9 protein-coding genes are annotated in these 13,057 nt (G+C 64.1%); 8 read left to right on the forward strand and 1 reads right to left on the reverse strand.

From position 1 onward, the window contains the following. Positions 1-84 precede the first annotated feature (84 nt). The 3 genes from ybgF to ftsH all read left to right on the forward strand — a co-directional run bounded on the left by ybgF (position 85) and on the right by ftsH (position 4,723). Entirely contained in the window at positions 85-1,239 is a 1,155-nt protein-coding gene (ybgF, locus tag RFN28_RS12340; protein ID WP_320287616.1) for a tol-pal system protein YbgF, read from the forward strand. 50 nt (positions 1,240-1,289) lie between these two features. Beyond that, the gene (tilS, locus tag RFN28_RS12345) at positions 1,290-2,684 is read left to right on the forward strand and encodes a tRNA lysidine(34) synthetase TilS (RefSeq protein WP_320287617.1); all 1,395 of its coding nucleotides are present in this window, start codon (positions 1,290-1,292) and stop codon (positions 2,682-2,684) included. Between the two features lie 104 nt (positions 2,685-2,788). Further along, positions 2,789-4,723 carry an ATP-dependent zinc metalloprotease FtsH gene (ftsH, locus tag RFN28_RS12350; protein WP_320287618.1) on the forward strand — a complete coding sequence of 645 codons (1,935 nt, stop codon included), beginning with the start codon at positions 2,789-2,791 and terminating at the stop codon, positions 4,721-4,723. Between the two features lie 482 nt (positions 4,724-5,205). On the opposite strand, the gene RFN28_RS12355 is transcribed toward ftsH, so the two are convergent. Next, a complete protein-coding gene (locus tag RFN28_RS12355; RefSeq protein WP_320287619.1) occupies positions 5,206-6,081 on the reverse strand; it encodes a hypothetical protein in 876 nt (291 codons plus the stop codon). A gap of 367 nt (positions 6,082-6,448) precedes the next feature. On the opposite strand from RFN28_RS12355, the gene glmM reads away from it, so the two are divergent. From glmM to serA, 5 genes are all read left to right on the forward strand, one after another. Beyond that, entirely contained in the window at positions 6,449-7,801 is a 1,353-nt protein-coding gene (glmM, locus tag RFN28_RS12360) for a phosphoglucosamine mutase (protein ID WP_320287620.1), read from the forward strand. 222 nt (positions 7,802-8,023) lie between these two features. Further along, positions 8,024-8,836 carry an outer membrane protein gene (locus RFN28_RS12365; RefSeq protein ID WP_320287621.1) on the forward strand — a complete coding sequence of 271 codons (813 nt, stop codon included), beginning with the start codon at positions 8,024-8,026 and terminating at the stop codon, positions 8,834-8,836. Between the two features lie 203 nt (positions 8,837-9,039). Next, positions 9,040-9,918 carry an outer membrane protein gene (locus tag RFN28_RS12370; protein WP_320287622.1) on the forward strand — a complete coding sequence of 293 codons (879 nt, stop codon included), beginning with the start codon at positions 9,040-9,042 and terminating at the stop codon, positions 9,916-9,918. Between the two features lie 196 nt (positions 9,919-10,114). Continuing rightward, on the forward strand, positions 10,115-11,290 hold the full coding sequence (locus tag RFN28_RS12375; protein WP_320287623.1) for a phosphoserine transaminase: 1,176 nt from the start codon (positions 10,115-10,117) through the stop codon (positions 11,288-11,290). A 64-nt stretch (positions 11,291-11,354) separates the two neighbouring features. Continuing rightward, entirely contained in the window at positions 11,355-12,956 is a 1,602-nt protein-coding gene (gene serA / locus RFN28_RS12380) for a phosphoglycerate dehydrogenase (RefSeq protein ID WP_320287624.1), read from the forward strand. The last annotated feature ends 101 nt before the right edge of the window (positions 12,957-13,057 follow it).

Consider the following 13,057-nt stretch of genomic DNA (forward strand, 5'->3'; position numbering starts at 1 on the left):
GTCCTGCTAAGAGCGCGAGGGCGCTTCCTCCCATTCCGATTTGGAAAGGCGCATCAGGCCAACAGATTCACGGCGAGAGACATAATGCATTTCAGAACGGTCCTGAGCGGCACGCTTGCGCTGCTGCTCGTGTCAAGCATCCCGAGCGTCGCCGCCCCGGCAGGCAGCACCGGGCAGTCCTCGGACAGCGGGTTCACCTTCCACCTGCCGACGCTCGGCATCTTCGGCGACAAGAAGATGCCGGAGCAGTCCCAGATGGCGCAGCAGGACAGCGCCGGCGCGACCGGTCTGGAAGATCAGCTCCGCCAGATGAACGGCAAGATCGAGGAGCTCAATTTCCAGATCCTGCAAATGCAGGAGCAGATGCGCAAGCAGCAGGAAGACAACGAGTTCCGCTTCCAGCAGCTCGAAGGCGGCTCGCAGGGTACGAAACCGGCCGGCCAGAAGAAGTCCGAGGCTGCGCCTGCGAACGGCGATGCAAACAACGGCGGCACGAATATGGGCGCCGCGGGCACCGGCAATGCCGGCGCCGACACTAGCGTCGCCGATGCTCCGGCGACGCAAGGTCCGGCCGATACGGGGGCGCAGGGCGGCGGCGGCAAGAGCGTCGGCGAGGTCATCGTGGAGTCGCAGACCGGCGATCCGGGCAAGGTGATCCCCGGCGCGCCGCCGAAGACCTTCGGCACCATCACGGTCGACAAGAACGGCAATGTCGTCAATGCCGAGTCCAATCCGCAGGCGAGCGCGCCGACGCAAGCTCCTGCGGCCACGGCAAACGCGCCTTCCGCGGAGACCGGCAGCAACAGCGGCAAGGGCAAGTCCGGCGGTACGGTGATGGCTTCACTGCCTTCGACCAATAATCCCGACGAGCTTTACCGCAACTCCTATCAGTTCATCCTGTCGGGCGACTATCCCACCGCCGAGCAGGGTTTTCGCGATCATATCTCCCGCTTCCCCAAGGACGCCAAGGCGCCGGATGCTCACTACTGGCTTGGCGAGTCGCTGCTTGGCCAGCAGAAATACCGCGATGCCGCGGAGGTTTTCCTTGCCGCCAGCAAGGAGTATCCGAAGGCCAAGAAGGCGCCCGACATGCTCCTCAAGCTCGGCGTGTCGCTGGTTGGCCTCAAGCAGAACGACGTGGCCTGCGCCACCTTCAACGAGATCGGCAAGCGCTATCCGGATGTTTCCGGCACGCTGAAGGAACGCATCAAGCAGGAAAAGGCGCTGGCCTCGTGCTAGCCTGCATGCGTTGTCCCAAGACCGGGACCGCTTTTGGACGACATGCAGTGATGCTCGACGCCGAGGGTGACCTTTCGGATTGCCTTTTCGCAGACTTCGACTTCTCCCACGGCGCCGTTGCGGCCGTGTCCGGCGGCAGCGACTCGACCGCACTTCTCTTTCTCCTCAAAGATCATCTCGACCTGATTGCACCCGCGGCAAAGCTGCTTGCGGTGACGATCGATCACGGCCTGAGACCGAATTCGGCAGCGGAAGCGCGAACCGTGGCAAGCGTCTGCGCCGAGCACGGCATCACGCACCGCACGCTCGCCTGGTCCGGCCCCAAGCCGTCGACCGGGCTACCCGCCGCCGCGCGCGAGGCGCGCTACCGGCTGCTGGCCGAGGCGGCAGAAGAAGAAGGCATTCGCCTGATCCTGACTGGCCACACCGCCGACGACCAGGCCGAGACCGTGCTGATGCGGCAAGCACGCGACGAGGGGGTCCGCGACGCGGAGGTTCTCGAAGGCGGGCGCGGCCTCGCCGGCATGGCGCCGGCCACGCTCTACGACTGGCGGGTATGGATCGCCAGACCGTTCCTCGGCACGCGCCGGGCGGCATTGCGCGAGATGCTGAAGCGCCGCGGCATCGGCTGGATCGAGGATCCGACCAATGTCGACCAGCGCTTCGAACGGCCGCGCGTGCGGGCATCCCTTGCAGGCGCCGATGGCGAACGCCGTTTCGAGGAGGCGATCGCGCGAACCAGGCAGGCAGCCGCCGAGCGTGAAGCGCTCGGCCGCCGGGCGGCCGCGCTGATCGGCGCCTTCGCCAGCCGGCCGGCTTCCGGGCTCATCCGCCTCGACCGCGATTTCGTCGCCAGCGAAGACAGCGCCGCCGCCATCTATGCGCTGCGCATCCTGCTCGCCACGGTCGGCGGTGTTTCCTTCCTTGCGGATGAGGCGCGCTGCCGGGCGCTGTTTCAGCGTCTGCGGTCCGGGACGCTTTGCGCCACATTGTCGCGGACGGTGGTCGACGCGCGCCGGGCCGGCATCTTCCTTTACCGCGAGGCGCGCAATCTGCCCGTCGTTCCGGCAGAGGATCAGGCCATTTGGGATGGCCGGCGCCGGATCACATTGAGCGACAGATCGGCCGGCTTGGTGATCGGGCCCCTGGGGTCCGCCGCCGCCAAACGTCTTGTCGTAGAGGGCGGCGCGCCGGCAGCCATGCTGCGCAAGGCGCTTGCCGCCGAGCCCGCGGCGTGGCGCGGCGGCGAAGGCCTTGATTTTGCTGGCGCGGATGCCAGGCCCCGGCCAATGGCAGTCGCACCTGTTGTGTCACCGTTCGCCTGCTTCCTGCCATCCTTCGATTTACTGCCCGCGGCGGCCGTCGCGACGCTGATCGGCGCGCCGGCGCTGCCGGCTCTGCCTTGTCGCGGCCATGATCGCAGCGGAGCATGGGCGAAAGCTTAACCGAGGCGTGCTGTTATGCTTGGCAAGGGGAGCCGCTCTCCCTATGTTAGGCCAAGCCTCCATCATCATCGTGGGTCCGCGTGCGGACGCCAACAGGACAATAGATGAATCCGAATTATCGCAATCTCGCGCTCTGGGCGATCATAGCGGTCCTGCTCATCGCCCTCTTCAATCTTTTCCAGACGCCGCAGACGCGCGGCGCTTCCAGCGAGATTGCCTATTCGCAGTTCCTGCAGGATGTCGCCTCCGGCCGGGTCAAGAGCGTGACCATCGCCGGCGCCCGCATCTCAGGCAACTACACCGACAACGCCAACGGCTTCCAGACCTATTCGCCCGGCGATCCGTCGCTGGTCTCCAGGCTGCAGGACAAGAACGTCACCATCAACGCGCGGCCTGAGACCGACGGCTCCAACTCGCTATTCGGCTACCTGATCTCGTGGCTGCCGATGATCCTGATCCTCGGCGTGTGGATATTCTTCATGCGTCAGATGCAGTCCGGCTCCGGCCGCGCCATGGGCTTCGGCAAGTCGAAGGCCAAGTTGCTCACCGAGGCGCATGGCCGCGTCACCTTCCAGGACGTTGCCGGCGTCGACGAGGCCAAGGAGGATCTCGAGGAGATCGTCGAGTTCCTGCGCGATCCGCAGAAGTTCCAGCGGCTCGGCGGCAAGATCCCGCGCGGCGTGCTGCTCGTCGGCCCTCCCGGAACCGGCAAGACGCTGCTCGCCCGTTCGGTCGCCGGCGAAGCCAATGTGCCGTTCTTCACCATCTCCGGCTCGGACTTCGTCGAGATGTTCGTCGGCGTCGGCGCATCCCGTGTGCGCGACATGTTCGACCAGGCCAAGAAGAACGCGCCCTGCATCATCTTCATCGATGAAATCGACGCGGTCGGCCGTCATCGCGGCGCCGGCCTCGGCGGCGGCAATGACGAGCGCGAGCAGACGCTGAACCAGCTGCTGGTCGAGATGGACGGCTTCGAGTCCAACGAAAGCATCATCCTGATCGCCGCCACCAACCGGCCCGACGTGCTTGACCCGGCGCTGCTCAGGCCCGGCCGCTTCGACCGCCAGGTGGTGGTGCCGAACCCCGACATCGTCGGCCGCGAGAAGATCCTCAAGGTGCATGTGCGCAACGTGCCGCTGGCGCCCAATGTCGACCTCAAGGTCATCGCGCGCGGCACGCCCGGCTTCTCCGGCGCCGACCTGATGAACCTCGTCAACGAATCCGCGCTGATGGCGGCGCGCCGCAACAAGCGGCTCGTCACCATGGCCGAGTTCGAGGACGCCAAGGACAAGATCATGATGGGCGCCGAGCGCCGCTCGTCGGCGATGACGCAGGCCGAGAAGGAGCTGACCGCTTATCACGAGGCCGGCCACGCCATCCTGGCGCTCAACGTGCCGACGGCCGACCCGCTGCACAAGGCGACCATCATCCCGCGCGGCCGCGCGCTCGGCATGGTCATGCAGCTGCCGGAAGGCGATCGCTATTCGATGAGCTACAAATACATGATCTCGCGGCTCGCGATCATGATGGGCGGCCGCGTCGCCGAGGAGTTCAAGTTCGGCAAGGAGAACATCACCTCCGGCGCTTCCTCCGACATCGAGCAGGCGACCAAGCTGGCGCGCGCCATGGTCACGCGCTGGGGTTTCTCCGACAAGCTCGGCCATGTCGCCTATGGCGACAACCAGGAAGAGGTCTTCCTCGGCCATTCGGTGGCGCGCCAGCAGAACATCTCGGAAGAGACGGCGCAGATCATCGACGCCGAGGTGCGCCGGCTGATCGACGACGCCTATTCGACCGCAAAGACGGTGCTCACCAAGAAGAAGAAGGACTGGATCGCGCTCGCCGAAGGGCTGCTCGAATACGAGACGCTGACCGGCGACGAGATCAAGCAGCTGATCGCCGGCCACAAGCCCGCCCGCGACCTTGGCGACGACACCCCGCCCAGTCGCGGCTCGGCGGTGCCGAAGGCCGGCACCGGCGGCCGCCGCAAGAAGGGCCCCGAGCCCGAAGGCGGCATGGAGCCGCAGCCGCAGGGGTGACCTCGGGATAGATACGATTCGAGCAAAAACGCCGCGGCTCTGCCGCGGCGTTTTTGCTTGAGAGGTCGCAGAGGATTGTCGAGTCATTCGCGAATTGCACCTGCGGTGTTGGCGATTTGCGAGAGCCGGCAGGATGGCCAATCTCCCCCCTTGTGGGGGAGATGCCCGGTAGGGCAGAGGGGGGCGCTGTCCCGCCGGCATGTCAATGGTAAGCCTTGCGCCGACGGCTTTGCCCAGACTACCGAGCATATTTTCCTCTTCACAGTCACGGTTTTCGCCGAACCACCTTTCTCGCCGGCGTGAAGGCGAACCCAAGCTGGGGCCTTCGCGCCCCCCTCTGTCCTGCCGGACATCTCCCCCACAAAGGCCCACAAGGGGGAGATTGGCAGCGTCGGCGATCGCGCTTCCACTTTGAGCCGCAAACAAAAAGCCCGCGCACCTTGCGATGCGCGGGCTTTTCTTGAACCGCTGCTGCTAAGAGATCAGCCCTTCAGCTTGGCATTGCAGAGGCTGTAGAAGCCGCCGCCCTTCTGGATCCACTTCAGGCCGTTGAGCGTGTTGGCGTCCTTGTTGGCGTAGTACTGCTCGAGGCAGGTGTGCATGCGGCCCTTGGCTGGGGTCTCGGTGGCGAATTTCGGCGAGATGGCGGTCGGGAAGGTCACGCCCTTCGGCGCATCGACCGTCGGCTTCGCCGGTTCCTTGGTGAAAGTCGCTTCCGTCGGAGCCGGCACGGTGTCGTCGTCGGCAGCGGCCGCGCCGCACTCGGCCTTGCGGAAGTCGTTCCACTTCATGCCGTTCAGCTTGTTGGCGGTCTTGGCAGCCTGATATTTGGTGCTGCATTCGGCCATGGACAGGCCCTTGCCGGCGGCTGCCGCCGGCGCCGTGGTAGTGGTCGCCGTCTTGGTCGTCGTCGTGGAACCGGCGGCGGCAGCGGCGCTGGCGCCGGCCGCGCATTCGCTCTTGCGGAAGTCGTTCCACTTCATGCCGTTCAGCGTCCCGGCCGCCTTCGCGGCCTGGTACTTGGCGCTGCATTCCTTGGCGGTCAGGCCCTTGGCGGAGCTGTCGGCGGCCGCGGCGGTGGTCTCCTTGGCCTTCTTGGCGGGCTTGGTTTCGGCAGCCTTGGTTTCGGTCGCCGCCTTGGTGTCGGTCGTAGCCTTGGTGCCGGTCGCGGCCGAAGCGTCGCTGCCGCACTGCGCCTTGCGGAATTGGTTCCAGGTCTGGCCGTTCAGCGTCCCGGCGTCCTTGGCGGCGTTGTACTTGGTGCTGCACTCGGCCATGGTCAGCGCGTTGGCCGGCGCCGCCACGAAAAAGGCTGCGACGGCGAGGCCCGTCAATGTTGCAAGTCTATGAATAAGCATGGCGTTTTTCTCCCTTGCTGCCGCCAGGTGGTGTCCCTATACCGAATCAATAGCTCTCAACTTCAAACTGCGCCAGATGCTTCCGCGGCGGATGCCCTCACAAAGTGTGTTTCTCCCGATAAGGTGATGAATTGCTTGCGCCGGTTGCGCGAACAAGGTTTTTCCACGCCGCATTGAGCGGAAAAGCTCGCCTCGGCTGGTATATTGCCGCTAGAGTGAGAGGTCGTGGTAGGCTGTCGAATCACTTGACCCGCCCGCGACAATGATTTTCTAAGGAATGGTAATATATAATTACGAAATGTGATGATCGGGTGCGGCCCAATTGTGGCAATACGGGCGGCTGAAACCGACGGGGACATTGGCAGGCATGGCAGGGCAGTATTTCGGCACCGACGGCATCCGCGGACGCGCCAACAAGTTTCCGATGACGGCCGAGGTGGCCATGAGGGTCGGGATGGCCGCCGGACTCTCGTTCCAGCGCGGCAATCATCGGCACCGCGTCGTGCTCGGCAAGGACACGCGGCTTTCCGGCTACATGATCGAGAACGCGATGGTGGCGGGCCTGTGCGCCGCCGGCATGGATGTGTTCCTGCTCGGTCCCATCCCGACGCCGGCGGTCGCCATGCTGGTGCGCTCGCTTCGCGCCGACATCGGCGTGATGATCTCGGCCTCGCACAACCCCTATTACGACAACGGCATCAAGCTGTTCGGCCCCGACGGCTACAAGCTCTCCGACGAGATCGAGCAGCGCATCGAAGGCATGCTCGATAAGGACATCGAGCTTGCGCTTGCCGATTCCGACGGGCTTGGCCGCGCCAAGCGCGTCGACGGCGTCCATGACCGCTATATCGAATTCGCCAAGCGCACGCTGCCGCGCTCGATGTCGCTTTCCGGACTTCGGATCGTCGTCGACTGCGCAAACGGCGCTTCCTACAAGGTTGCGCCCGAGGCGCTGTGGGAACTCGGCGCCGAAGTGGTGGCCATCAATGTCGAGCCGAACGGCTTCAACATCAACAAGGAATGCGGCTCGACCCATCCGGCCGGCCTGCAGAAGAAGGTGCACGAGGTGCGCGCCGATATCGGCATCGCGCTCGATGGCGACGCCGACCGCGTGGTCATCGTCGACGAGAACGGCGACATCGTCGACGGCGACCAGATCATGGCGCTGATCGCCGAATCCTGGCACCAGAGCGGGCGGCTGGCCGGCGGCGGCGTGGTCTCGACCGTGATGTCCAATCTCGGCCTCGAGCGTTTCCTCGGCGACATGAAGCTGCATCTGCATCGAACCAAGGTCGGCGACCGCTATGTCGTCGAGCATATGCGCGCGCACGGCCTCAACGTCGGTGGCGAGCAGTCCGGCCACATCGTGCTCTCCGATTTCTCGACCACCGGCGACGGCCTGGTTTCGGCGCTGCAGGTTCTGGCCTGCATCAAGCGGCAGAACCGGCCGGTCAGCGAGCTGTCGAAGAAGTTCGAGCCGGTGCCGCAGCTTCTGAAGAATGTCCGCATCTCCGGCGGCAAGCCGCTGGAGGAGGCGCCGGTCAAGGCAGCCATCGAGGAAGGGCGCAACCGCCTGGGCAAGGCCGGCCGTCTCGTCATCCGGCCCTCCGGCACCGAGCCGCTCATCCGCGTCATGGCCGAAGGCGACGATCCGCAGCTGGTCGAGGCCGTCGTCAACGACATTGTCGGCATCATCTCGGAAACCCGCAGCGCCGCCTGACGGCCGCAGCGAACCGAGCCTCACCGCATCCCAAAAAGCCCGCCGCCCGGTTGGCTTTTTTCATGCGCTCACGGCCCGGACAAACGCCGTTCCATCTAAAATTGTAGAGATTCGTGGTTAATCGGTACGGTTAAACGGCCTTTAACCTTTGCGATTCATTATCCACGCCCGAGGCAACCATCTTCGGGCAGCGTCGTCCCGAGGCTTCTTAGGGGTGACAGCATGTTCAAAGCAAGAATGGCATTGTTTGCCGCGCTGTTCGCGGGGGTGGCCGGACCGGCGCTTGCCGCCGACCTCGCGGAACCGGCACCGGTCGAGGAGGCGCCGCCGCCGGTCGTCGAGGCACAGCCGGTCGATGTCGGTGGCTGGTACATCCGCGGCGACATTGACTATCACAAGTCGAGTTTGCGTGGCATCGACTACATCACATACGGCCCACCGCCCGGCACCAATAGTTTCGATTTCGGCAAGCTTAAGGGCGGCTTCTCGCTCGGCGGCGGCGTCGGCTACAAGGTCAACGACTACTTCCGCACCGACCTCACCGCCGACTACTGGTTCAAGTCGAACTTCAATGGCCAGACCTCGGATTCCAGCGGCGCGATATCGACCGAGGTGTCGAAGATGAGCGCCCTGCTGTTGCTCGCCAATGCCTATGTCGATATCGGCACCTATCACGGCATCACGCCTTATGTCGGCGCCGGCATCGGCGGCGCGCACGTCAAGTGGGACACGGTCCACGATCCGAACACTACCGAGACCAATCCGGGGTCGTCCAACTGGCGCTTCGCCTATGCGCTCATGGCCGGCGCTTCCTACTGCTTGACCGACAAGCTCATCCTCGACGCGGGCTACCGCTTCACCCATATCGAGGGCGGGCGCATGTTCGAGTTCGACACGAGCAGCTCCGGGCCGGGGTTCGACCACGGCATCAACACGCATGAGGTGCGCGGCGGCCTGCGCTACCAGTTCGGCGGCAACAACGGCTGCGCCGCTCCGGTGGTGGCCTATCAGCCGGAACCGATCTACACCAAGTAAAACTCTGCATTCGACAGTTCGACCGCCCGGCGTCAGCCGGGCGGTCTTTTCGTGTGTGCGCGGCCGGTAAAATAGTATCGAAATCAATTCGGTAACCGGCTGTTATCCTTAACCGGCACTTAACCACTATGGTTAACAATGCTCCTTGAAACGGCAGCTGTGCTCGCGTTCGCGACTGGCGCCAACTTCAGGAGCCGGGGACCATGACATCAAAATCGCGTATCGCACTGGCGCTCGCCGCAATCGTGCTGATGCCGGCGACACAGGCGGTGTCGGCCGACTACAATCCGCCGATCTACGTCGACCAGGCGCCGGATTATCAGCCGGTCGAGGTCGGCTCAGGCTGGTACCTGCGCGGCGACATCGGCTACGCCTTCAACAAGCCTTACGATTTCTCCGAGACGCCGGCCGGGGTCGTTACCGATGTCAGCGCGCTCTCGGGATCCATCGGTATGGGTTATCACTTCAACGACTATTTACGCGGCGAGCTCAATTTTGGCCTGCTGCCGACCAGTAAGTACGACAACAAATACGTCACCACCTGCGAAGGCACCGAAACCACGACAGTGACCGACAATATCTCGGGCACGATCACCAGCCAGGTATCAGGCCCGAGCACCCGCGCCTGCGACGGCTCGGACTATACACGGAACAAAGCGTATGACGTCATGGCAAGCGCCTTCGTCGATCTCGGCACCTATGTCGGCTTCACGCCCTATGTCGGCGGTGGTGTGGGTCTTGCCTACAGCACTTATACGCTGGCTCAGAGCGCCAGGAACTGCCAGGACGACACCGTCACGACGGTCGGCGGCGGCAACACGACGACGACGAGTTTCAGCTGCTTTGATTCGAGCGTCTATGAGGGCACGATCACGCGTGAAAGACAGTACAATCTGGCCTATATGCTGGGCGCCGGGTTTGCCTACCAGGTCAGCAAGAATGTCGCGGTCGATCTTGGCTACGAATTTGTATCGGTGCCGTCCTTGAAATACGCCACCATCGACGGTTCAGGCACGCCTTCGATCCACAAGGGTATCGACTATCACCAGGTCAAGGTCGGGTTGCGCTACGATCTCTGGTGAATGGCGCAACGCCCGAAAATGAAAACCGCGGATCCGGCGATCCGCCGTTTTCGATTTGCGCCACGTGGTCGCATGAGGCCGGTATCCCGGCAGCGACAAAAACTTTCCTCTTGACGCCGGAAGCCTGAGCGCATATCGCCGTCCGTGGGCCACCCCTCCCCAACGAGGGGCCACTATCTGGAAGGATAGAACCACGATGACGACGCTTACCAAGCCCGGACTCCGTCCGGCAAATCCCAATTTCTCCTCAGGTCCCTGCGCAAAACGTCCCGGCTGGTCGGCCGAGGCGCTGAAAGCCGCCGCGCTGGGGCGCTCCCATCGCGCCAAGATCGGTAAAGCCAAGCTCGAACAGGCAATCGAGCTGACGCGCGAAATCCTCAAGGTTCCCGCCGACTACCGCATCGGCATCGTGCCGGCGTCCGATACGGGCGCTGTCGAGATGGCGCTGTGGTCGCTGCTCGGCGAGCGCGGCGTCGACATGGTCGCCTGGGAAAGTTTCGGTTCCGGCTGGGTGACCGATGTCGTCAAGCAGCTCAGGCTCGCCGACGTGCGCCGCTTCGAGGCCGGCTACGGCGAACTGCCCGACCTGACGCAGATCGATTTCGACCGCGACGTGGTCTTCACCTGGAACGGCACGACCTCGGGCGTGCGCGTGCCGAACGGCGATTTCATTCCGGCTGATCGCAAGGGTCTCACCATCTGCGACGCCACCTCGGCGGCGTTCGCCCAGAGGCTCGACTTCGAAAAACTCGATGTCGTGACCTTCTCCTGGCAGAAGGTGCTGGGCGGCGAAGGCGCGCATGGCATGCTGATCCTCAGCCCCCGCGCCGTCGAGCGACTGGAAACCTACAAGCCGGCCTGGCCGCTGCCGAAGATCTTCCGCCTGACCTCGGGCGGCAAGCTGATCGAAGGCATCTTCAAGGGCGAGACCATCAATACGCCGTCGATGCTGTGCGTCGAGGATTATCTCGATGCGCTTCAATGGGCGAAGTCGATCGGCGGCCTGGAAGCGCTGATTGCCCGCGCCGACGCCAATGCCGCGGTGCTCGACCGGTTCGTGGAGAAGTCGTCGTGGCTCGGCCATCTGACGGTCGATCCGGCGACGCGCTCGAACACTTCCGTGTGTCTCTCTTTCACCGACGGCCAAGTCGCGGCGCTCGACGCCGACGGCCAGGCGGCTTTCGCCAAGGGCATCGTCTCGGCGCTCGACAAGGAAGGCGTCGCCTACGACATCGGCTCCTACCGCGATGCCCCGCCCGGCCTGCGCATCTGGTGCGGCGGAACCGTCGAGACCTCCGATCTCGAAGCGCTGTTGCCCTGGCTCGACTGGGCTTTTGCCACGCAGAAGGCGTCGCTGAAAGCAGCGGCCTGAGTTTCATGGCGGCCTGCGGGCCGCCATTTCCCGACACATCCATTTCCACGTCAAGGAGGCCGCAATGGCGCCCCGCGTTCTCGTCTCGGATAAACTTTCAACCACCGCCGTGCAGATATTCAAGAATCACGGCATCGAGGTCGACTACCTGCCCGATCTCGGCAAAGACAAGGAAAAGCTTCTCGAAGTGATCGGCCAGTATGACGGTCTCGCCATCCGCTCGGCGACCAAGGTCACCGAGAAGCTGATCAATGCCGCCACCAGGCTCAAGGTCGTCGGACGCGCCGGCATCGGCGTCGACAATGTCGATATCCCGGCGGCGAGCCGCAGGGGTATCATCGTGATGAACACGCCCTTCGGCAATTCGATCACCACGGCCGAGCATGCCGTCGCCATGATCTTTGCGCTGGCCCGCCAGATCCCGGAGGCCAACGCCTCCACGCACGCGGGAAAATGGGAAAAGAACCGCTTCATGGGCATCGAGATCACCGGCAAGACGCTGGGCGTGATCGGCTGCGGCAATATCGGCTCGATCGTCGCGACGCGCGGCGTCGGGCTGAAGATGCATGTCGTGGCCTTCGATCCGTTCCTGTCGGACAGCCGCGCCGAGGAACTCGGGGTCGAGAAGGTCGAGCTCGACGAGCTTTTCGCACGCGCCGACTTCATCACCTTGCATACGCCGCTGACCGACAAGACGCGCAACATCATCGACGCGGCTGCGATCGCCAAGATGAAGGACGGCGTGCGCATCATCAATTGCGCGCGCGGCGGGCTGGTCGTGGAGGCCGATCTGGTCGCTGCGCTGAAGAGCGGCAAGGTGGCCGGAGCCGGCGTCGACGTGTTCGAGGTCGAGCCGGCGGAGAACAACCCGCTGTTCGGCATGGAAAATGTCGTGGCGACCCCGCATCTCGGCGCCTCGACCACCGAGGCGCAGGAGAACGTCGCGCTGCAGGTTGCCGAGCAGATGTCTGACTACCTGATCAAGGGCGCCGTCTCCAACGCCATCAACATGCCTTCGATCACCGCCGAAGAGGCGCCGCGGCTAAAACCCTTCGTCAAGCTCGCCGAGGTGCTCGGCGCCTTTGTCGGCCAGGTCACCGAGGATCCGATCAAGGAGGTCGAGATCCTGTTCGACGGCTCGACCGCGACGATGAACACGCGGGCGCTGGTGAGTGCCGCCCTTGCCGGCCTCATCCGTCCGCAGGTCTCGGACGTCAACATGGTGTCGGCGCCGATCATGGTGAAGGAGCGCGGCATCATCGTCGCCGAGGTCAAGCGCGACAAGTCGGGCGTCTTCGACGGCTATATCAAGCTCACCGTCACCACCGAGCACATGACGCGTTCGATCGCCGGCACCTGCTTCTCGGACCACAAGCCGCGCTTCATTCAGATCAAGGGCATCAACCTCGACGCCGAAGTCGGGCAGCATATGCTCTACACGACCAATGCCGACGCGCCCGGCATCATCGGCCTGCTCGGCACCGTCTGCGGTGAGAACGGCGTCAACATCGCCAACTTCCAGCTCGGCCGTAACCGGCCGGGCGGCGATGCGATCGCGCTGCTCTATCTCGATGCGCCGTTCCCGGAGAAGGTGCTGGATCAGCTGCGGTCGCACAAGTCGATCGACTCGGCCAAGCGGCTGCGGTTCGACGTCGGCAACGATTGATGAGTCATCAAAAGGCCTCGTATGCCGCGGCATGCGAGGCCCTAATCTTAAGTCAATACCTGACCGGCAAGCGAAGCCGAGTTCGATCTCCCATTGCCATC

This window comes from Mesorhizobium album (assembly GCF_033977205.1).
GTDB lineage: Bacteria > Pseudomonadota > Alphaproteobacteria > Rhizobiales > Rhizobiaceae > Mesorhizobium > Mesorhizobium album.

Bases quoted from the DNA above. Each gene is read 5' to 3' on its own strand.
- ybgF (WP_320287616.1), top strand. From the start codon at position 85: ATGCATTTCAGAACGGTCCTGAGCGGCACGCTTGCGCTGCTGCTCGTG.
- tilS (WP_320287617.1), top strand. From the start codon at position 1,290: ATGCTCGACGCCGAGGGTGACCTTTCGGATTGCCTTTTCGCAGACTTC.
- ftsH (WP_320287618.1), top strand. From the start codon at position 2,789: ATGAATCCGAATTATCGCAATCTCGCGCTCTGGGCGATCATAGCGGTC.
- RFN28_RS12355 (WP_320287619.1), bottom strand. From the start codon at position 6,081: ATGCTTATTCATAGACTTGCAACATTGACGGGCCTCGCCGTCGCAGCC.
- glmM (WP_320287620.1), top strand. From the start codon at position 6,449: ATGGCAGGGCAGTATTTCGGCACCGACGGCATCCGCGGACGCGCCAAC.
- RFN28_RS12365 (WP_320287621.1), top strand. From the start codon at position 8,024: ATGTTCAAAGCAAGAATGGCATTGTTTGCCGCGCTGTTCGCGGGGGTG.
- RFN28_RS12370 (WP_320287622.1), top strand. From the start codon at position 9,040: ATGACATCAAAATCGCGTATCGCACTGGCGCTCGCCGCAATCGTGCTG.
- RFN28_RS12375 (WP_320287623.1), top strand. From the start codon at position 10,115: ATGACGACGCTTACCAAGCCCGGACTCCGTCCGGCAAATCCCAATTTC.
- serA (WP_320287624.1), top strand. From the start codon at position 11,355: ATGGCGCCCCGCGTTCTCGTCTCGGATAAACTTTCAACCACCGCCGTG.